Consider the following 18,058-nt stretch of genomic DNA (forward strand, 5'->3'; position numbering starts at 1 on the left):
GCCGCGATCGGTCCGCTCGATAGTTACATACATTCCGAATGTATGTCTACGGCGGCGGCCGAATCCGGCTAGCATCGGGCCATGCCGCGCAACAGACGCCCCCGGGATCGGGAGGAGAAGCGCGCGGAGATCGTCACCGCCGCGCGCACCCTCTTCGTCGACGACGGCTACGACGCGGTGTCCATGGCCCGGATCGCGCGGGCGGCCGGCGTCGTCTCCAACACCGTCTACTGGTACTTCGGGGACAAGGACGGCATCCTGATCGCGGTGCTGGACGAGGTGCTCGCCGACGCCCTCGAGCGCTCCGGCGAGCTGACCCTGCTGGAGCCTGCCGACCGGCTGCTCTGGGTGCTCACCGAGCTGGAGCAGCTGAGCCGGTTGGTCACCACGGTGCACGCGCGCAGCAAGGAGTCCGCGAGCATCCGGGAGTGGCACGAGCGGTTCCACGCGCTCACCGATGCCCTGCTCCGGCTGGAGCTGGCCGGCCTCGGCGTGCCGGACGACGGCGTGGACGAGGTGACCACCATCGCGATCTACGTGCTGGAGGGGTTGCTCATGCACCCCGTCGAGCAGGCCCGCAAGCGCGCGGTGCTGGCGACCCTGCTGCGCGGCGCGAAGGGCAGCGCGGTCAGCTGAGCCGCGCGGCCAGGAAGTCGATCTGGTCGGCGACGGCGCGCTCGAACTCGACGCCCACGTAGATGCCGAAGTGCCCGCACGGATAGTTCCGCACCTCGACGTGCGGCAGCCCGGCGGCGTACCGCTCGGTGGTGGCCGCGGGCGCGGCGACGTCGGCGTCGCAGACGCAGAGCAGCGTCGGGGTGGTGCCGCGGCGCAGATCGCGGCCGGGGCGGTAGAGCGGGAGCCGCAGTACCAGCCGCGCGGAGAGCGCGTTGGCGGCGGTGAATTCGTCGTCCGGGCCGGTCAGGACGCCCCAGATCGAGTCGCGGCCCGCGAGGCGGCCGGTGCCGGTGAGCGTCAGGACGTCGGCCAGCCGGGCGCGCACCCGGGGCAGTCTGCGCAGTGCGCCGCTGGCGCGCGCGGAGACCCTGGTGCCGGGCGGCAGCAGTGCGGAGGCCCCGGACAGGGCGTCCGGCGAGACCAGAAACGCGGGCATCCAGGCGGCGCCCGCCATCGGCACCAGCACCGGACGCGCCCCGAACCGGGCGGCGACGGCGTCGGCCAGCCCGGCCGCGGTGAGCGCGAGCGCGCTCGGGAAGCCGGTCCGCAGCCGCGACCGCAGCGAGGCGGGGCCGTCGGTGAACGGGCACTGCGCCACCACCGCGGCCACCGCGCCGTCCTCGGCCGCGATCCGCAGCACGTGGCCGCCGCCGAACGAGCTGCCCCACAGCGCGATCCGCCCGTGATCGATGCCGGGCAGGGTGCGCGCGCAGGCCAGCGCCGCGTGCCAGTCGGCGAGCTGGCGACCGATGTCGAGCAGCTGGCGCGGCTCGCCGCCGCTGGCGCCCAGGTGCCGGTAGTCGAAGACCAGCACCGCCCAGCCGCGCGCGGCGAACCGCTCGGCGTAGGCGTCGAGCCGCATCTCCCTGACCGCGCCGAGCCCGTGACCCATGATCACCAGCGGTTTCGGGGCGCCCGCCGGCTCGGCGCCGTAGAGCCAGGCGGCGCAGTCGTCGGTGCCGGAACGGAAGGTGATGTCCCGCCGCGCTGTGGTCATGGAGGCTCCTTTTTCTTGGGTGACGGCCAAGAAACTAGAGCGTTCTTGATCGTGAGTCAAGATCGCGGAGAGATTGCCCACGCCCCGCCGCGTGCCGGAAACTGGTCGCTCATGAGCGACCTCACCGACGACGGCGTGCACCTGCTCCCCGCCGCCGAGACCGCGCGCAGGCTCGGCGCGAGCCCCGGCACCTGGGACCGGTTCCGCAGGCACTGGGAGGAGCTGCGCGTTGATCGCACCCGCACCGGCGTGCACAGCAGGACGCTGCACCGCTGCGGCCACTTCCAGGTCTCGCTCACCGGCGCCTTCGAATTGCTCGCACACCGCCCGCGCGGCGCGGCACAGCCCGAGGCGCTCACCGACTCCTTCGCCACCGACCCGGTGCTCGCCGGGCTTCTCCGCCTGCTGCTCGAGTTCGCCGCCGAGCTCGACGACGCCACGCTCTGGGACGTCCACGTGCACCCGCTCCGCGAACTGGCCGCGATCGAGACCGCCGCCGCTCCCGCACGCCGACCGGACGTCACGCTGGCGGCACAGCTGCTGGTGACCCGCGACAACGCCGAAGGCGGGGCCCGCACGCTCACCACCTCCGACGGAACGCCGGTGCGCACCGTTACGCCGGACGAGCCGGGCACCCTGCTGCTCACCGACGACCGGCGGATCCTGCACGCGCAGAGCGCGATCCGCCCGGTGACGGCGAGCCGCCCCGCGCTGCGCGACCTGCTCGAGGTGACCTACTCCCCGGCCTGACCTGCCCGCCGAGAAGATAAGAGAGTGAAAGCCAACCTTTCTCACCGTCGCCGTGCTAGACATACCGCGAACGGCGAGGAGGCGGTTGTGACAGGTCCGTATCGGCTCATCATCTGGGGGCCGGGCGACATGGGCGGGCGGGCACTGCGCACCGCGCTGGAGTCGCCCGATTTCGAGGTCGTCGGGGTGAAGGTGTTCAGCCCGCACAAGCACGGAACGGATATCGGCGAGCTGGTCGGGCTGCCGCCGGTGGGGGTCGCCGCGACCACGTCGAAGGCGGAGATCCTCGCGCTCGACGCGGACTGCGTGGTGCACACCCCCACCACGCCCGCGCTGGTGCAGGGCGCCGACGCCGACGTGCTCGAGCTGCTGGAGTCCGGGAAGAACGTGGTATCGGCGGCCGCGTACCACAACCCGGCCATGCCGACCTGGCTCGACGAATCCCGCTCCGCGCTCGACGTGCTCGGCACGGTCTCCCGGATGCGGGTCACCGGCAATGCCTTCGGGCCGCAGCTGCCGAACGCCCTCGCGGCGCTGAGAACGCTCATGCGCGTCGCCGATTCGGGCCCGGCGCGCCCGGCCCGGCCGGTGCTGGAGCGGCTGGCCGGGCCGGTGGCCGACCGGGCGATCCCGCGCCGGGCCTCCGGCGCCCGGCTGCAGGCGGCCTGCCTGCAGGGCGGGGTCTCGCTGCACGGCACCGGGCTGCACCCGGGGCTCATGGTCGAGCAGCTGCTGCTGCGGCTCGCGGGGCTGCTGGACGAGGTGCGCGAGGTGCGGTTCCTGGAGGTCGGCGATCTGTCGGCGGCGCCGGACGGCATGTGGGGCGGGCTCGCCAGCCTCGGCTTCGGCATGCCGCTCAGCGCGGTCGACTCCGACCACGCCATCGCGCTCATGCAGCACTTCTACTTCGACGCGGTGCTCTCGAACGTCGGGCACGCGCTGTTCGGGGCGAGCGCCGACCAGGTGCGGGTGGAGCGGCACGTCTACCCGGTGCCCGCCCGGGTGCGGATCGAGGCGGGCGGCAGCGTGATCGAGCCGGGCTCGGTCGGCGCCATCCACATGAGCTACCGCGGGTACATCGGCGACCGGCTCTTCATGACCAATGCCGAGTGCTGGCACGTCGGGCCAGGCAACGCGCACCTCGGCCCGGACCATCCGCGCAGCCTGGCGGGCGGCCACGTGATCACGCTGGACGGCAGCCCGGCCCGGATCGAGATGCGCAACGAACTGGACGACGAGACCTACAGCGGCGACTGGTCGGCGGTCACCGACATCTCGGTCAAGGCCATGCTCGACGTGGTGCCCGCGCTCTGCGCCGCGCCGCCCGGCGTCGCCACCCCCGACCTGACCCCCCGCTACCGACTGGAGCAGGCATGACCTCCCCGATCCCGGTCGCGGTGCTCGGCACCGGGCCGCTGGCCGACCGGATCGCCGCGCATCCCGGCCTCGTCGTCACCGAGCACTCCCCCGTGGTGCTGCACCTCTCCCCCGACCCGGCCGAGCTGACCGCCCTGCTCGGCGCGGGCCGCAACGTGGTCACCGCGCTCCCGCTGCACGACCTGTCGCTGGCCGAACTCGCGGAAGCCTGCCGCGCCGGGGCGGCCACGCTGCACGCCACCGGCGGCCATCAGTCGGCGGTCGCGGCCCGCCTCACCCGCTCGCTCGCCGCCGCGACCAGGGAGATCACCCGGATCGAGCTCATCGAGGAGATCGTCGTGCCCGAGCTCGGCGCCGACGCCGACAGCGCGCGGACCGCGGCCGAAGCGGCGGCCGGCTACTACATCGACGGCCTCCGCACGCTCGCGGACGGCGCCTTCGCCCGGCACGGCACCCCCACCCCGGCCGGCACCGGCGAGCACGCCACCCCCACCGGCGAGCGCGCCACCGCTACCCCGACCGTTACCGTCGCGGTGACCACCGACGGGTCCGGCGCGGTCGAGCGGGTGACCGCGGACCACGCGCTCGGCGACCGCGTGCACTACCGCTCGGTCCGGAGCCGCAGCGGCGCCGTGCCGCTGCGCTACCGCCTGGTCAGCACCACCGCGGCCGGGACAGGCACCGCCACCGTCGACTTCCACCCGGTCGACGGGGTGCCCCCGGCCGAGCACCTCGCCCTGGTCGAGCTGCTGAACGCGGCCCGCGCGATCGACGCGAGCCCGCCCGGCATCGCGCTGCGCGACCTCGCCATCACTTACCTCGCCCGAGACGACCGCCTGGTCAGGTAGCGCACCCCTCCCGTAGTATCGTCCGGACAGCTGTCCATCAAGCTGTCCAGGACGCCGGAGAGGGGGCCATCGATGGCCTACGTCATCACCCAGCGCTGCTGCAACGACGCGAGCTGCGTCAGCGAGTGCCCGGTCGACTGCATCCGGCCGCGGCCCGACGACCCCGAGTTCGCGACCGCCGAGATGCTCTACATCGACCCGGACACCTGCATCGACTGCGGCGCCTGCTTCGAGGCCTGCCCGGTCGGCGCGGTCTACGCGGAGGAGGACCTGCCGCCCGCGCTGGCCCGCTACCCGGAGATCAACGCCGGGTACTTCCAGCGGCACCCGCTCGAAGCCGACGTCACCGCGCCCGCCCCGCAGCGGCGGCTGCCACGGGACCGGGAGCCGCTGCGGGTGGCGATCGTCGGCACCGGCCCGGCCGCCTGCTACGCCGCCGAGCACCTGCTCGGCACCGGCCGGGTCGAGGTCGAGATGTTCGACCGGCTGCCGACCCCGTGGGGGCTGGTCCGCTACGGCGTCGCCCCCGACCACAGCGAGACCCGCGGCGTCGCCGACATGTTCACCGCCGCCTTCAAGCGCGACGCGCTGCGCATGCACCTCAACACCGAGATCGGCACCCACCTCACCCACGACGACCTGCTGGCCAATTGCCACGCCGTGCTCTACGCGGTCGGCGCGAGCGCCGACCGCAGGCTCGGCATCCCCGGCGAGGAGCTGCCAGGCAGCCACGCGGGCACCGACTTCGTGGCCTGGTACAACGGCCACCCCGACCACGCCGGGCACACCTTCGACCTCTCCGGCGGGCGCGCCGTCGTGGTCGGCAACGGCAACGTCGCGCTGGACATCGCCCGGGTGCTCACCGCCGGCCCGGAGTACCTGGCCCGCACCGACATCGCCGACCACGCCCTGGCGGCGCTGCGGCACAGCGGCATCCGCGAGGTCACCGTGCTCGCCAGGCGGGGCCCGCTCGACGCCGCCTACACCGCCGCCGAGTTCCTCGCGCTGCGCCACCTCCCCGGCGTCGACGTGGTGATCGACCCGGCCGACCTCGCCGGCCTCACCGCCGACGGCCACGCCCCGGCGTGGAAACTCCGCCTGGCCCGCGAGTACGCCGAGCAGCCGCGCACCGATGGCAACCGCCGCATCCGCTTCGCCTTCCACTCCGCGCCGATCGAACTCGGCGGCACGGGCCGCGTCGAAACCCTCACCACCGCCCGCACCGAGCAGCTCGACGGCGGCACCCGGGTCACCGACCAGCGGGAAACCTTCGACACGGCACTCGTGCTGCGCGCCATCGGCTACCGCGGCAGACCCGTCCACGGGCTGCCCTTCGACGAGGCCGCCGGCATCGTCCCCAACGACGGCGGGCGGGTCGCCCCCGGCGTCTACGTGAGCGGCTGGATCAAGCGCGGCCCGCGCGGCGTGATCGGCTCGAACCGCGCCGACGCCGCCGAGACCGTCCGCGCCCTGCTCGACGACTTCACCGCGGGCAGCCTCAGCACCCCCACCGCCGACCGCGAGACCTTCGCCGAGCTCATCCGGGAGCGCAACCCGGACGTCGTCGACCGGGCCGGCTGGCAGATCCTGGACCAGGCCGAGCGCACCCGCGGCGCGGCGGCCGGACGCCCGCGGGTGAAGATCGCGAGCGTCGCGGAGCTGCTGGCCACCGCCCGCGGGCGTTAGGCGCCCACGTACTCCGCGAGGTGCGTCCCGGTCAGCGTCTTCCGGTCCGCCACCAGCTCCGCCGGCGTCCCCTCGAACACCACGAGCCCGCCGTCGTGCCCGGCCCCCGGCCCCAGGTCGATGATCCAGTCGGCGTGCGCCATCACGGCCTGGTGGTGCTCGATCACGATGACCGTCTTCCCGGAGTCGACCAGCCGGTCGAGCAGCCCGAGCAGCTGGTCCACGTCGGCCAGGTGCAGGCCGGTGGTCGGCTCGTCCAGGACGTAGACGCCGCCCTTCTCGGACATGTGCGTGGCGAGCTTGAGCCGCTGGCGCTCGCCGCCGGAGAGCGTGGTGAGCGGCTGGCCGAGCTTCAGGTAGCCGAGCCCGACGTCGGCGAGGCGGTCCAGGATCTTGTGCGCGGCGGGGGTGCGGGCGTCGCCGTCGGCGAAGAACCGCTCGGCCTCGGCGACCGACATGCCGAGCACCTCGCTGATGTCGCGGCCGCCGAGCTTGTACTCCAGCACCTCGGCCATGAAGCGCTTGCCCTCGCAGGTCTCGCAGGTGGTGGCGACGCCGGCCATCATGGCCAGGTCGGTGTAGATCACGCCCGCGCCGTTGCAGGTGGGGCAGGCGCCCTCCGAGTTCGCGCTGAAGAGCGCCGGTTTCACGCCGTTGGCCTTGGAGAAGGCCTTGCGGATGGGGTCGAGCAGCCCGGTGTAGGTGGCGGGGTTGGAGCGGCGGGAGCCCTTGATCGCGGTCTGGTCGACCACGACGACGCCCTCGCGGCGGGCCAGGTTGCCGTGGATCAGCGAGCTCTTGCCTGACCCGGCCACGCCGGTGACCACGGTGAGCACGCCGGTCGGCACGTCGACGTCGACGCCGCGCAGGTTGTTCTGCTTCGCGCCGCGGATCTCCAGCGCCCCGGTCGACTTCCGTACCGAATCGTTCAGCTCGGCCCGGTAGCCGAGGTGCTTGCCGGTGCGGGTGTCCGATCCGCGCAGCCCGGCGATGTCGCCCTCGAAGCAGACGGTGCCGCCCTCGGTGCCCGCGCCGGGACCGAGGTCGACCACGTGGTCGGCGATCACGATGGTCTCCGGCTTGTGCTCGACCACGAGCACGGTGTTGCCCTTGTCCCGCAGTCGGAGCAGGAGCTCGTTCATGCGCTGGATGTCGTGCGGGTGCAGCCCGATGGTCGGCTCGTCGAAGACGTAGGTGACGTCGGTGAGCGCGGAGCCGAGGTGCCGGATCATCTTGGTGCGCTGGGCCTCGCCGCCGGAGAGCGTGCCGGAGGAGCGGTCCAGCGAGAGGTAGCCGAGCCCGATCTCGACGAAGCCGTCCAGGGTCTGCCGCAGCGTCTCCAGCAGCGGGGCCACCGAGCGGTCGTCCAGCCCGCCCACCCACTCGGCCAGGTCGCTGATCTGCATGGCGCAGGCGTCGGCGATGCTGACGCCGCCGATCTTCGACGACCGCGCCGCCGCGCTCAGCCGGGTGCCGCCGCAGTCGGGACAGGCGCTGAAGGTGATCGCCCGGTCCACGAAGGCGCGGATGTGCGGCTGCATGGCCTCGCGGTCCTTGGACAGGAACGACTTCTGGATCTTCGGGATCAGCCCCTCGTAGGTGACGTTGATGCCGTCCACCTTGATCCGCACCGGCTCCTTGTAGAGCAGGTCGTTCAGCTCGCGCTTGGTGTACTTGCGGATCGGCTTGTCCGCGTCCAGGAACCCCGAGCCCATGAAGATCCGGCCGTACCAGCCGTCCATGCTGTAGCCGGGGATGGTGAGCGCGCCGTCGGCCAGCGACTTGCTGTCGTCGTAGAGCTGGGTCAGGTCGAAGTCGGAGACGTTGCCCATGCCCTCGCAGCGCGGGCACATGCCGCCGGTGACGCTGAACTCGCGGCGCTCGCGCACCTCCTGGCCGCCCGCCTTGGTCACCGTCACCGCGCCGGCGCCGCTGATCGAGGCGACATTGAAGGAGAACGCCTGCGAGCTGCCGATGTGCGGCTGCCCGAGCCTGCTGAACAGGATGCGCAGCATCGCGTTGGCGTCGGTCGCGGTGCCGACGGTGGAGCGCGCGTTGGCGCCCATCCGCTCCTGGTCGACGATGATGGCGGTGGTCAGCCCCTCCAGCACGTCCACGTCCGGGCGCGCCAGGTTCGGCATGAAGCCCTGCACGAAGGCGCTGTAGGTCTCGTTGATCATGCGCTGCGACTCGGCCGCGATGGTGCCGAAGACCAGCGAGCTCTTGCCGGAGCCGGAGACGCCGGTGAAGACCGTCAGCCTGCGCTTCGGGATCTCGACGCTGACGTCCTTCAGGTTGTTCTCCCGCGCCCCCCTGACCCGGATCAGGTCGTGGGTGTCGGCGGCGTGCGCGGTCGTGGCCGAGGTGGTGGCCGTGCTCATCGTTTCTCCCTGGGTCAGCGCAGCTGCTGGATGCGGACCATATTGCCCGCCGGGTCGCGAACGGCGCAGTCGCGCACGCCGTACGGCTGCTCGGTCGGCTCCTGCACGATCTCGATCTCGTCCGTCGCCGACACCTTCGCGAAGGCGCCGTCCAGGTCCTCGGTGGCGAGCAGCACGCTGGCGTAGGTGCCCTTCGCCATCATCTCGGCGATGGTGCGCTTCTCGTCCTCGGTGACGCCGGGGTCGGCCCCCGGCGGGTAGAGCACGATATTGATGCCGGGGTGCTCGGCCGGGCCGACCGTGATCCAGCGCAGGCCGTTGTAGCCGACGTCGTTGCGCACCTCGAAGCCGAGCGTGTCCCGGTAGAAGGCGAGCGAGGCCTCCGGATCGGTGTGCGGCAGGAAGCTCGAGTGGATGGTGATGGTCATGCGGTTCACGCTAGAGGGGCAGCGGGGACCGGCGCTTCTCGATTCCTGACCGGTCGGGTGACCCGCTTGGCCACGCAGGACGGCATGCCGGCGGTCGCGTCCGCTGCCTCCCTGCGATAGACGCTCGGCGGCACCCCGACCAGCTCGGTGAACCGGGTGCTGAAGGTGCCGAGCGAGGAGCAGCCGACCGCGAAGCAGACCTCGGTGACGCTCAGGTCGCCGCGGCGCAGCAGCGCCATCGCGCGCTCGATCCGCCTGGTCATCAGGTACGAGTAGGGCGACTCCCCGTACGCCTGGCGGAACGCCCGGCTCAGGTGCCCGGCCGACAGGTGCACGCCGCGCGCGAGCGCCTCGACGTCGAGCGGCCGCTCGTACTCCCGATCGATGCGATCGCGCACCCGGCGCAGCAGCGCGAGATCGCGCAGCCGCTGGTCCTCGCCTCGGGTGCCCACGGGTGCATCGTGCCACGTCAGCGGGCGCTTGCCCAGCACCGGGAAGTGGGGGCGGCCATTGTGGGCTGTCACAGAACCGGCCGGAAACCGCCCGGATATGCACCAAGGGATCACATCACGACTGGTGCTCACGCAACCGAATCGTTACCGTCGAGGTCGGTGTTTCAGAGCTAGGACGTTATCGAATGACTCTTTCCACGTGGCCCGATCAGGACCTCCCCCTGCTGCGCGAGGTCGCCGGCCGCATCGCCGTCGTGATCCAGGGCAGCACCGACAGTCGGCAGGCCCTGGCCGACTTCACCGAAGCGCTCCCGCACGCCGGGCAATTGGCGCGGGTGCTCATCGAGTACTCCAGCCGGTGGTTCGACCGCTCCAGCGGGGACTCGACCATGATGGGCCCCGAGCTCTTCTGGACCCTCACCGAGTTCGTGCCGCCCGCGCTGCCGCAGAACCGGGAGCAGGGTGGTACCGAGTACCACCACGTCGAGCGGACCAGGCATTTATTGCTCATCTGCGTGCTCGAGCAGCTGGCCGTCACCCAGTTCGCCCCCTCCCAGGGCGGCGATGCCTCGACGCGGCACCGCTACGGCGACAACGCCGTCCCGGTCCTCACCTCCCGCCTCCGCTCGGCACCCGACGTCGAGGGCACCGCTTAGGTCTTTCCCGTGCGGCGGGCTCGAGTCAGTAGTGGGGCGCCTATGCCGTGCACTACGACGCTGATCAGGACGGTTACGCCGGTCACGGTGAGGGCGTAGCCGCCCAGGTCGTCGTCGAGGGCGTTGTAGGCGAGCAGGCCGAAGACGATGGTGGCGGTGCCGCGCGGGCCGAGCGCGCCCACGAGTAGCCGCTCCCGGTGCGGGAGCGGGGAGCCGAGCAGGGCGAGCAGGACCGGGCCGAGGCGGATCACGGTCAGCGCGAGCACGGCGAAGAGGACGAGCCCCCAGTCCAGCAGCGGGGCGGCGCCGAAGACGATGACGAAGCTCGCGCCGAAGGCGAACCACAGGATCAGCCCGGCCACCAGGCTCACGTCGTCGATCAGCCCGAGCTCGCGCTCGGCCGGGCGCCGCCGCAGCATCCGCACGGCGTCGCGGGAGCGCACCGCCTTGAAGGCGAGCCCGCAGGCGAAGGCGGCGACGAAGCCGTTGGCGTGCCAGGCCACCGCGGCGCCGTAGGCGAGCAGGGGTAGCGCGACCAGCCCGATCCGGAACGCCTGCGGGTCGGTGAGCCCGCGCAGGTGCGCCCGCGTCCCGGCCCACGCGGTGACCCCGCCGAGCACCAGCCCGACGGCGACCGCCGTGCCGAAGGCCGGGATCGCGTCGCGCAGCGCCGCCAGCGGGGTCGCCTCCGCACCGGTCCCGGACGCCAGCGTCAGCGCGAAGGCGAAGACCGGGGCGACGATGCCGTCGTTGTACCCGCTCTCCACCGCGATGAGGTGCCGCACCCGGGCCGGGATCCCACGCTCCCGCACGATCTCGGCGGCGGGCGCGAAGTCGATCGGCACCACGATGCAGGCGATCAGCACCAGCACCGCCGCCGAGACCTCGGGGATCAGCAACCACCCGGCGAGCACCGCGAGCCCGATGCTCAGCGGCAGCGCCAGGAAGAGCAGCCGCGCCGCCGCCCGCGGCTCACCGCCGAAGATCCCGCCGCGCACCTCGGTGGCGTCGACGAAGAGCAGCACCGCCAGGATGATCTCGGCGGCGTGCAGCGCCACCTCGCTGTTCAGGAAGGGCGCGACATCGGTCGAGGAGAAGGTCCCGAACACCGCGCCGGCGGCGACCATGGCGAGCGGGGCGTGGATCAGCCCGCGCCGCAGCAGCGTGGCGCTCAGCGACCACAGCACGACGACGCCGGTGAAGACCACCAGCACCAGGACCATGGGGTGTGATTCTGCCCCGGCCCCCGGCTACGCGCTCGGGGCGCGCCCGGCCTCCTTGCCGACGGTGTGCAGGTGCCCGAGCGCCTCGCGGTACGAGGCGACGAAGCCGGTGGCCCGGTAGGGCAGCCCGATCTCGGCGCAGTACGCGGCGACCATGGGCTGCGCCCGGCGCAGGTGCGGCCGCGGCATGGACGGGAAGAGGTGGTGCTCCACCTGGTAGTTGAGCCCGCCGAAGGCGGTGTCGAGCAGCCGCCCGCCGAGCACGTTGCGCGAGGTGAGCACCTGCTTGCGCAGGTGGCCGGTGGTGTCGTCGGCGGAGAGCACCGCCATGCCCTTGTGGTTCGGCGCGAAGGTGGTGCCCATGTAGAGCCCGAAGAGCGCCTGGTGCACCGCGATGAAGACCAGCGCCTTCACCGGCGAGAGCACCAGGAACACCAGCAGCAGGTAGCCGAGCGCGTGGCTCGCGAGCAGCGCCGCCTCCCAGCCCCGGTTCGGGATCGGCCAGCGCAGCACCCCGCGCCAGCTGGAGATCCGCAGGCTCAGCCCCTCGAGGGTGAGCATGGGGAAGAACAGCACCCCCTGGTGCCGCACCACGAGGCGCTTCACCCCGCTCGCCATCCGGGCGCGGGCGCCGGAGTGCGCCAGGATGCCCATGATGTCCGGGTCGGCGTCCTCGGTGTTCGGGTGCGCGTGGTGCTTGTTGTGGTTGCTGGTCCACCAGCCGATGCTCACCCCGATCAGCAGGTTGCCGACGAGCGCGCCGTAGACGTGGTTGGCCTTGCGGCTCGCGAAGATCTGCTTGTGCCCGGCGTCGTGGCCGAGGAAGGCGAACTGCGCGAAGAGCGCCGCGAGCGCGACGGCGATCCCCAGCGTCCACCACGAGTCGCCGAGCCCGATCAGCAGCGCGTAGCACCCGAGCAGCAACCCGACGGTCACCGCGGTGTAGGTGATGTACTGCGGCACAGCCGGTTCCAGCAACCCGGCATCGCGCACCCGGCGCAGCAGCACCGCGAACTCACTGCCGCGGGCCGCATCGGCCCGTTTCTCCGCCACCGGTCGCATCACGTCCCGCTCTCGCCGTCGTCCCTCGGCCGTTCATGCGCCAGGGAACGACAGCGATCTGCCCGGCGGGGTGTCACGCGGCCACGAACCGGCGACCGGTACATGAACAATAGCGCGCTACCGGTCACCTCACCGCTGCGGCTCGGCACCCTCGATCAACGCGACCCGGGCCAGCACCTGTTCGGCCATCTTGACGTGCGCCGCGTCCACCAGGACGCCGCCGACGCCGACCGCGCCGCGGCCCGCCGCCTCGGCCTCCCGGTAGGCCTTCATGTTCCGCTCGGCCAGCGCGATCTCCTCCGGCGTCGGCGAGTAGACGGTGTTGGCGATCGGCACCTGCACCGGGTGGATGGCCCACTTGCCGGTGTAGCCGAGCAGCGAGGCGCGCTTGGCGTCGCGCTCGTACCCCTCGGTGTTGCCGTAGTCCGGGAAGGGGGCGTCGATGGCGTCGATGCCCGCGATCCGCGCCGCGACGATGACCTTGGCCCGCGCGTAGTGCCAGAAGTCGCCGGGGTAGTCGCCGAGCGGCTCGAAGTTGGTGTCCACCCGGGCGCCCTGGGAGAGCGAGAAGTCGCCGACGCCGAAGATGATGGCGTCCACCCGCGGGCTCGCGGTGGCGATGGCCTCCGCGTTGGCCAGCCCCTCGACCTCCTCGATCAGCACCTCGAGCCGGATCTGCCGCTCCAGCCCCAGTTTCAGCTCCAGCTGGGTGAGCAGGACATCCACCCACCAGACGTCCGCGGCGGTCTTGGCCTTGGGCACCACGATGGTGTCCAGGTTGCGCCCGGCCCTGGTGACGACCTCGATGATGTCGTCGTGGCACCACTCGGTGTCCAGCCCGTTGATCCGGATGGCGCGCGCGGTGCGTCCCCAGTCCAGCTCGTTGAGCGCGGTGATCGCCTTCTCCCGCGACCCCTCCTTGAGGCTCACCGGGGTGGCGTCCTCCAGGTCGAGGAAGACCAGGTCGGCGCCGAGCGTGACGGCCTTGGCGAACATGTGGTCGTTGCAGGCGGGCAGCGCCAGCTCCGAGCGGCGGAGCAGCTTCGTCATCGGAAAAAGTTCCCTTCGTAGGAGAGTCAGAGCACGCCGCGGGCGCGCAGCTCGGCCAGCTCGGCGTCGCCGAGCCCGAGCAGCTCGCCGTAGACGGCGGCATTGTGCTCGCCGAGCCGGGGCCCGAGGTGGGCGACCTCGCCGCGGGTTCCGGAGAACCGCGCGACCGGCGCCTGCACCGTCACGGTGCCGAGCTCGGGATCCTCGACCGGGACGAAGACCTCGCGGTGCTTCATCTGGTCGTCGGTCACCAGGTCGGCGATGTCGTAGATCGGGGCGGCGGCCACCTCGAACTCGTCGAAGACCGACATGGCCTCGGCGAGCGTGTGGGTCGAGACCCAGGCCGCCACCGCCTCGTCCACCTCGGCGGCCCTGGCGAGCCTGCGCTGCGGGTCGGAGAAGTCGGCGTCGGCCACCAGGTCGTCGCGGCCGATGGCGCGGAACACCCGCAGCGCCAGCGCGGGCGAGCTGCCGGACATGGCGAGCCAGCGGTCGTCCGAGGTGCGGTAGGTGTTGCGCGGCGCCGAGATGTCCCAGCGGTTCCCGGCCCGCTCGGGGATCAGCCCGAGCTGGTCGTAGGAGAGCAGGGTCTGCTCCAGCAGCCGGGCCAGCGGGTCGATGAGGTTGATGTCGATGAGCTGCCCCGGCCCGTCGTGCACGTCCCGGTGGTAGAGCGCCATCGCCACCGCGTAGGCCGCGTTCAGCGAGGCAACGCCGTCGGCCAGCATGAACGGCGGCAGCGTCGGCGGCCCGGCCGCCTCGCCGGTGAGGTGCGCGAACCCGCTCATGGCCTCGCCGAGCGTGCCGAAGCCGGGGCGCTCGCTCTTCGGGCCGGTGAGCCCGAAGCCGGTGATGTGCAGCATGATGATCTTCGGGTTCTCCGCGCGCAGGCTCTCGTAGTCGAGCCCCCAGCGCTCCAGCGTGCGCACCCTGGTGTTCGCGACCACCACGTCGGCGTGTCTGGCCAGCTGCCGCAGCAGCGCCTGCCCCTCGGCCACCCGCAGGTCGAGGGTGACCGACTTCTTGTTCCGCGACACCGACTTCCACATGAGCCCGACGCCGTCGCGCTGGTGCCCCCACGAGCGGATCGGGTCGCCGCCCTTCGGCTGCTCCACCTTGATCACCTCGGCGCCGAATTCGCCCAGGTAGGTGGCGGCCAGCGGCGCCGCGGCCAGCGTGGCCATGTCGAGTACCCGGATGCCGTCCAGCATGGGACGGCCCGCCGCGGTCATCTACGCGCTCGTTCCGGCGACCGAGCGGGACGAGTTCGGCACCGGCAGCCCGAGGTGCTCGCGCAGCGTGCTGCCCTCGTACTTGGTCCGGAAGAGCCCGGCGCGCTGCAGGTGCGGCACCACCATCCGGGTGACGTCCTCGAAGGCGCCCGGCATGTGTGTGGCGGCGAGCACGAAGCCGTCGCAGGCGTCGCCGTGGAACCACTCCGCCATCTGCTCGGCCACCTGCACGCCGGTGCCGACGAAGCGCGGCCCCTGCAGCAGCGTGGCCCGGTGCCCGGCCAGGTCGCGCAGCGTGACCGTGCGGCCGAGGTGCTCGCGCAGGTTCTGCACCAGGCCGCGGATGCCGGAGACCGAGGCGATCAGCTCGTCGGTGACCGGGTCGTCGATGCCGTGCTTCGAGAAGTCGTAGTTCATCAGCTCCGAGAGCAGCGTGAGCGAGGCCATCGGGTGCACCAGCTCGTGCAGCAGCATCTCCTCGCGCTCGCGGGCGTGCGACTCCGTCTCGCCGACCACGGCGTAGGCCATGGGACAGATCTTGACCGAGCGCGGGTCCCGCCCGGCCGCGTCGATCCGCGCCTTCTGGTCGGCGTAGTGCGACTTGGCGACATCCAGCCCGGGGTCGCCGGTGAAGATCAGCTCGGCCCAGCGCGAGGCGAACTCGCGGCCGCGCCCCGACGAGCCGGCCTGGATCACCACCGGGCGCCCCTGCGGGGTGCGCGGCACGGTGAGCGGGCCGCGGGCGGAGAAGAAGCGGCCGCTGTGGTTCAGCTCGTGCACCTTGGCCGGGTCGGCGAAGTCGCCGGTGCGGTCGTGCAGCAGCGCGCCCTCCTCCCAGGTGTCCCAGAGCCCGGCGACCACCTCGAGGAACTCGTCGGCGCGGTCGTAGCGCTCGTCGTGGCCGAGGTGCGCGTCGACGCCGAAGTTCTGCGCCTCGCTGTCGTTCACCGAGGTCACCACGTTCCAGGCGGCCCGGCCGCCGGAGAGGTGGTCCAGCGTGGCGAAGGTGCGGGCCACGTGGAACGGCGGGTAGTAGGTGGTGGAGTAGGTGGCGCCGAGCCCGATCTTCGAGGTGGCCTGGGCCAGCACGCCGAGCACGACGCTCAGGTCCAGCTTCACCGGGCGGGCGCCGTAGCGCACCGCCTCGGCCACCGAGCCGCCGTAGATGCCGGGCATGGCCAGCCGGTCGTCGAAGAACATGAGGTCGAAGCAGCCTTCCTCGAGCTGCCTGCCGACCTTGGCGTAGTAGGACGCGTCCAGGTATCCGTGCTCGGTGGCCGGGTGCCGCCACGACCCCGAGTAGACCGAGGTACTGCCCGCCTGCATGAATGCGACCAGCGTCATCCGGTCGTCTCGTCGTGTCGTCATGCAGGGAATTTAACATCTGATATATCAGATGCCAACCCTTACATGCGTTCGTTGCTAGACTCCGGCACATGGCAGGAAGCGTCGACATCGCGGGCACCGTGCGGGAACGGGCGGCACGGGAACTGCGTGACCGCATCCTCACCGGGGCCATGGCACCGGGGTCGCGCATCGACCTGGACGCCATCACCGAGGAGTTCGCCACCTCCCGCACGCCCGTGCGCGAGGCGCTGCTGGAGCTCTCCTTCGAGGGGCTGGTCCGGGTGGCGCCGCGCAGCGGGATCACCGTGATCGGGATCGGCGCGGACGACGTGCGGGACAGCTTCACCCTGCTCGGCGTGCTCACCGGCCAGGCGGCGGCCTGGGCCGCCGAGCGCAGCACCGACGCCGAGCTGACCCGGCTGCGCGAACTCGCCGCCGCGGTGGCGGCGCGCTCCGGCGACGACGGCATCGGCGAGGCGAACTGGAAGTTCCACCAGGCCATCCACCGGGCCGCGCACTCCCCCCGGCTGCTCACCCAGATCAAGCAGGCGTCCCGGGTGGTGCCGACCAACTTCCTGCGGCTCTTCCCCGATCACGAGAAGCACTCGCTGCACGAGCACGACGAACTGCTCGACGCGCTGGAGGCGCGGGACGCCGACGCCGCGCGGCGGATCGCCGAGCGGCACGTGCTGGAGGCGGGGATCTCGCTGGCGGCGTGGCTGGAGAACGTGGCCGCCGACGGCTGAACGCGGCAGGCCGGCGTCAGGCAGCGGGGGCCTGCAGGATGCCGAGCACCCGCTTGGCGGCGGCGTTGAAGCGGCCCAGGTTGACCGTCGGCGCGCTGGTGACCACCAGGAGCAGCGACGAGCTGAGCGGGAAGACCCCGACGCAGCCGCGATCGGCCTCGAAGACCGCGGATTGCAGCCTGCCCTGGGTCACCAGGTTGGTGAAGTGGTCACCGATGCCGATGGCCGCGGCGGCCATGGCCGAGCTGCGCATGGCGATCGAGTCACCGTCCGCCATCGTCCCCGAGACATCGTCGGCGGCGATGACGAGCCCGTCCCGGCTGGTCATCACGGCGTGCTCGACGTCGGCGATCTCCTCGCAGGCGCGCTGCAGCAGCACTCCGACGGCACGGGGGTCGCCGAGGGCGATCGCGTGCCGGTCGAACGCCCGGCTCACAGCCGGATCGCCTGCTCGATCCGGCGCAGCTGGTGGCGGGCCAGCGCCAGATTGCCGCGCGCCTTGTCCAGCGCGAGGTAGAGGAAGAGCTCCTCGCCGTCGTTCCGGATCAGCGGCATGATCAGGTGGTACTGCGCCCCGAGGGTGACCAGGATGTCCTGGACGCTGTCGCCGAGCTGCAGCGCCTCGACCGCGCGCAGCTTGGCGCGTAGCACCTCGGTGTTCAGCGCGCCCGCCATCTCCAGGTCGAAGAGCTGGTTACCGCCCTGCTTACCCAGCAGCATCCCGCTGCGCATATCGACGAGGGCGATGCCGATGGCGCCGTCCACGCTCATGCCGTCCCGCAGGGCGTCGTCGAGCTTCATATCTGGTGCACTCCTGAATCCCTGCGCCCGCGTCATCTCCGGCCGCCGATGGGACATTCTCGGTACCGCCCGGAAGGCGCGCTCGTCATCGATCATGGCTATGAACGCGTCTCCAGGTCGGCGTCATGTTTTGTGGCAGAAACTCGGAAAACCGGTCGGTTCTCGTGAGCAGCGACAGCTTAGCAACGTCCCTCAGGTTGGTCGATAGCCCAAAAACTTGACGTACGGTCTGAAATATGTCCTTTTAATTAGTTCGGAGCCCGTGATGCCGGGGTCATCCCGCAACCGTGCCAACCCGCCTACCTGGGGGTTCATCGGCGCAGGTCAATCGGTTTTCGAAAATT

General features: G+C 71.8%; 18 protein-coding genes. 7 read left to right on the forward strand and 11 right to left on the reverse strand.

The window, feature by feature from the left end; all coding sequences use genetic code 11:
- Positions 1–81 precede the first annotated feature (81 nt).
- A complete protein-coding gene (locus tag ACFUJ1_RS13015) occupies positions 82–636 on the forward strand; it encodes a TetR/AcrR family transcriptional regulator (RefSeq protein WP_378645284.1) in 555 nt (184 codons plus the stop codon).
- On the opposite strand, the gene ACFUJ1_RS13020 is transcribed toward ACFUJ1_RS13015, so the two are convergent.
- Positions 629–1,675 carry an alpha/beta hydrolase gene (locus ACFUJ1_RS13020; RefSeq protein ID WP_378645286.1) on the reverse strand — a complete coding sequence of 349 codons (1,047 nt, stop codon included), beginning with the start codon at positions 1,673–1,675 and terminating at the stop codon, positions 629–631. The two genes, ACFUJ1_RS13015 and ACFUJ1_RS13020, sit on opposite strands and share 8 nt — an antisense overlap.
- A gap of 111 nt (positions 1,676–1,786) precedes the next feature.
- Between ACFUJ1_RS13020 and ACFUJ1_RS13025 the strand changes: the two genes are divergently transcribed.
- The 4 genes from ACFUJ1_RS13025 to ACFUJ1_RS13040 all read left to right on the forward strand — a co-directional run bounded on the left by ACFUJ1_RS13025 (position 1,787) and on the right by ACFUJ1_RS13040 (position 6,336).
- Positions 1,787–2,425, forward strand: a complete 639-nt coding sequence (locus ACFUJ1_RS13025) for a 2OG-Fe dioxygenase family protein (RefSeq protein WP_378645287.1) — start codon at positions 1,787–1,789, stop codon at positions 2,423–2,425.
- Positions 2,426–2,512: 87 nt separating this feature from the next.
- Positions 2,513–3,802 (forward strand): hypothetical protein, encoded by a 1,290-nt coding sequence (locus ACFUJ1_RS13030; protein ID WP_378645288.1) that lies wholly within the window; start codon positions 2,513–2,515, stop codon positions 3,800–3,802.
- On the forward strand, positions 3,799–4,650 hold the full coding sequence (locus ACFUJ1_RS13035) for a hypothetical protein (protein ID WP_378645289.1): 852 nt from the start codon (positions 3,799–3,801) through the stop codon (positions 4,648–4,650). The genes ACFUJ1_RS13030 and ACFUJ1_RS13035 overlap by 4 nt, the downstream gene beginning before the upstream one ends.
- A gap of 72 nt (positions 4,651–4,722) precedes the next feature.
- Entirely contained in the window at positions 4,723–6,336 is a 1,614-nt protein-coding gene (locus tag ACFUJ1_RS13040) for an FAD-dependent oxidoreductase (RefSeq protein ID WP_378645290.1), read from the forward strand.
- Here the strand turns inward: ACFUJ1_RS13040 and ACFUJ1_RS13045 are convergent.
- Genes ACFUJ1_RS13045 through ACFUJ1_RS13055 form a run of 3 tightly spaced genes read right to left on the reverse strand, consistent with a single transcriptional unit; the run spans position 6,333 to position 9,597 of the window.
- Positions 6,333–8,717, reverse strand: coding sequence for an ATP-binding cassette domain-containing protein (locus ACFUJ1_RS13045; RefSeq protein ID WP_378645291.1), 2,385 nt, complete (start codon positions 8,715–8,717; stop codon positions 6,333–6,335). The genes ACFUJ1_RS13040 and ACFUJ1_RS13045 overlap by 4 nt on opposite strands.
- Before the next feature lie 14 nt (positions 8,718–8,731).
- A complete protein-coding gene (locus ACFUJ1_RS13050; RefSeq protein WP_233017144.1) occupies positions 8,732–9,145 on the reverse strand; it encodes a VOC family protein in 414 nt (137 codons plus the stop codon).
- Positions 9,146–9,150: 5 nt separating this feature from the next.
- Complete coding sequence (locus ACFUJ1_RS13055) at positions 9,151–9,597, reverse strand: helix-turn-helix transcriptional regulator (RefSeq protein WP_233017143.1); 447 nt, start codon at positions 9,595–9,597, stop codon at positions 9,151–9,153.
- Between the two features lie 185 nt (positions 9,598–9,782).
- Here ACFUJ1_RS13055 and ACFUJ1_RS13060 point away from each other — a divergent pair, with 185 nt between their 5' ends.
- The gene (locus ACFUJ1_RS13060) at positions 9,783–10,253 is read left to right on the forward strand and encodes a hypothetical protein (RefSeq protein WP_067657928.1); all 471 of its coding nucleotides are present in this window, start codon (positions 9,783–9,785) and stop codon (positions 10,251–10,253) included.
- Here ACFUJ1_RS13060 and ACFUJ1_RS13065 read toward each other — a convergent pair.
- The 5 genes from ACFUJ1_RS13065 to ACFUJ1_RS13085 form a co-directional block, all read right to left on the reverse strand.
- On the reverse strand, positions 10,250–11,476 hold the full coding sequence (locus ACFUJ1_RS13065) for a cation:proton antiporter (RefSeq protein WP_378645292.1): 1,227 nt from the start codon (positions 11,474–11,476) through the stop codon (positions 10,250–10,252). The two genes, ACFUJ1_RS13060 and ACFUJ1_RS13065, sit on opposite strands and share 4 nt — an antisense overlap.
- 27 nt (positions 11,477–11,503) lie before the next feature.
- On the reverse strand, positions 11,504–12,538 hold the full coding sequence (locus tag ACFUJ1_RS13070) for a fatty acid desaturase family protein (RefSeq protein WP_378645352.1): 1,035 nt from the start codon (positions 12,536–12,538) through the stop codon (positions 11,504–11,506).
- A gap of 129 nt (positions 12,539–12,667) precedes the next feature.
- A complete protein-coding gene (locus ACFUJ1_RS13075; protein ID WP_378645293.1) occupies positions 12,668–13,588 on the reverse strand; it encodes an HpcH/HpaI aldolase/citrate lyase family protein in 921 nt (306 codons plus the stop codon).
- A gap of 26 nt (positions 13,589–13,614) precedes the next feature.
- Positions 13,615–14,799 carry a CaiB/BaiF CoA transferase family protein gene (locus ACFUJ1_RS13080; RefSeq protein ID WP_378645353.1) on the reverse strand — a complete coding sequence of 395 codons (1,185 nt, stop codon included), beginning with the start codon at positions 14,797–14,799 and terminating at the stop codon, positions 13,615–13,617.
- Positions 14,800–14,820: 21 nt separating this feature from the next.
- Positions 14,821–16,188, reverse strand: a complete 1,368-nt coding sequence (locus ACFUJ1_RS13085; RefSeq protein ID WP_378645294.1) for an LLM class flavin-dependent oxidoreductase — start codon at positions 16,186–16,188, stop codon at positions 14,821–14,823.
- 68 nt (positions 16,189–16,256) lie between these two features.
- On the opposite strand from ACFUJ1_RS13085, the gene ACFUJ1_RS13090 reads away from it, so the two are divergent.
- Positions 16,257–16,913: a GntR family transcriptional regulator gene (locus tag ACFUJ1_RS13090; protein ID WP_378645295.1), complete on the forward strand. Its 657-nt coding sequence runs from the start codon at positions 16,257–16,259 to the stop codon at positions 16,911–16,913.
- A gap of 16 nt (positions 16,914–16,929) precedes the next feature.
- Here the strand turns inward: ACFUJ1_RS13090 and ACFUJ1_RS13095 are convergent, their stop codons facing one another.
- Together ACFUJ1_RS13095 and ACFUJ1_RS13100 are read right to left on the reverse strand one after the other, a co-directional pair.
- Positions 16,930–17,349, reverse strand: coding sequence for a roadblock/LC7 domain-containing protein (locus tag ACFUJ1_RS13095; RefSeq protein ID WP_233017136.1), 420 nt, complete (start codon positions 17,347–17,349; stop codon positions 16,930–16,932).
- Complete coding sequence (locus tag ACFUJ1_RS13100; RefSeq protein ID WP_067657947.1) at positions 17,346–17,714, reverse strand: hypothetical protein; 369 nt, start codon at positions 17,712–17,714, stop codon at positions 17,346–17,348. Before ACFUJ1_RS13100 ends, ACFUJ1_RS13095 begins: the two co-directional genes overlap by 4 nt.
- Between the last annotated feature and the right edge of the window lie 344 nt (positions 17,715–18,058).

Origin of the sequence: Nocardia sp. NPDC057227, assembly GCF_042669725.1 — a bacterium.
GTDB classification, from domain to species: domain Bacteria; phylum Actinomycetota; class Actinomycetes; order Mycobacteriales; family Mycobacteriaceae; genus Nocardia; species Nocardia asteroides_A.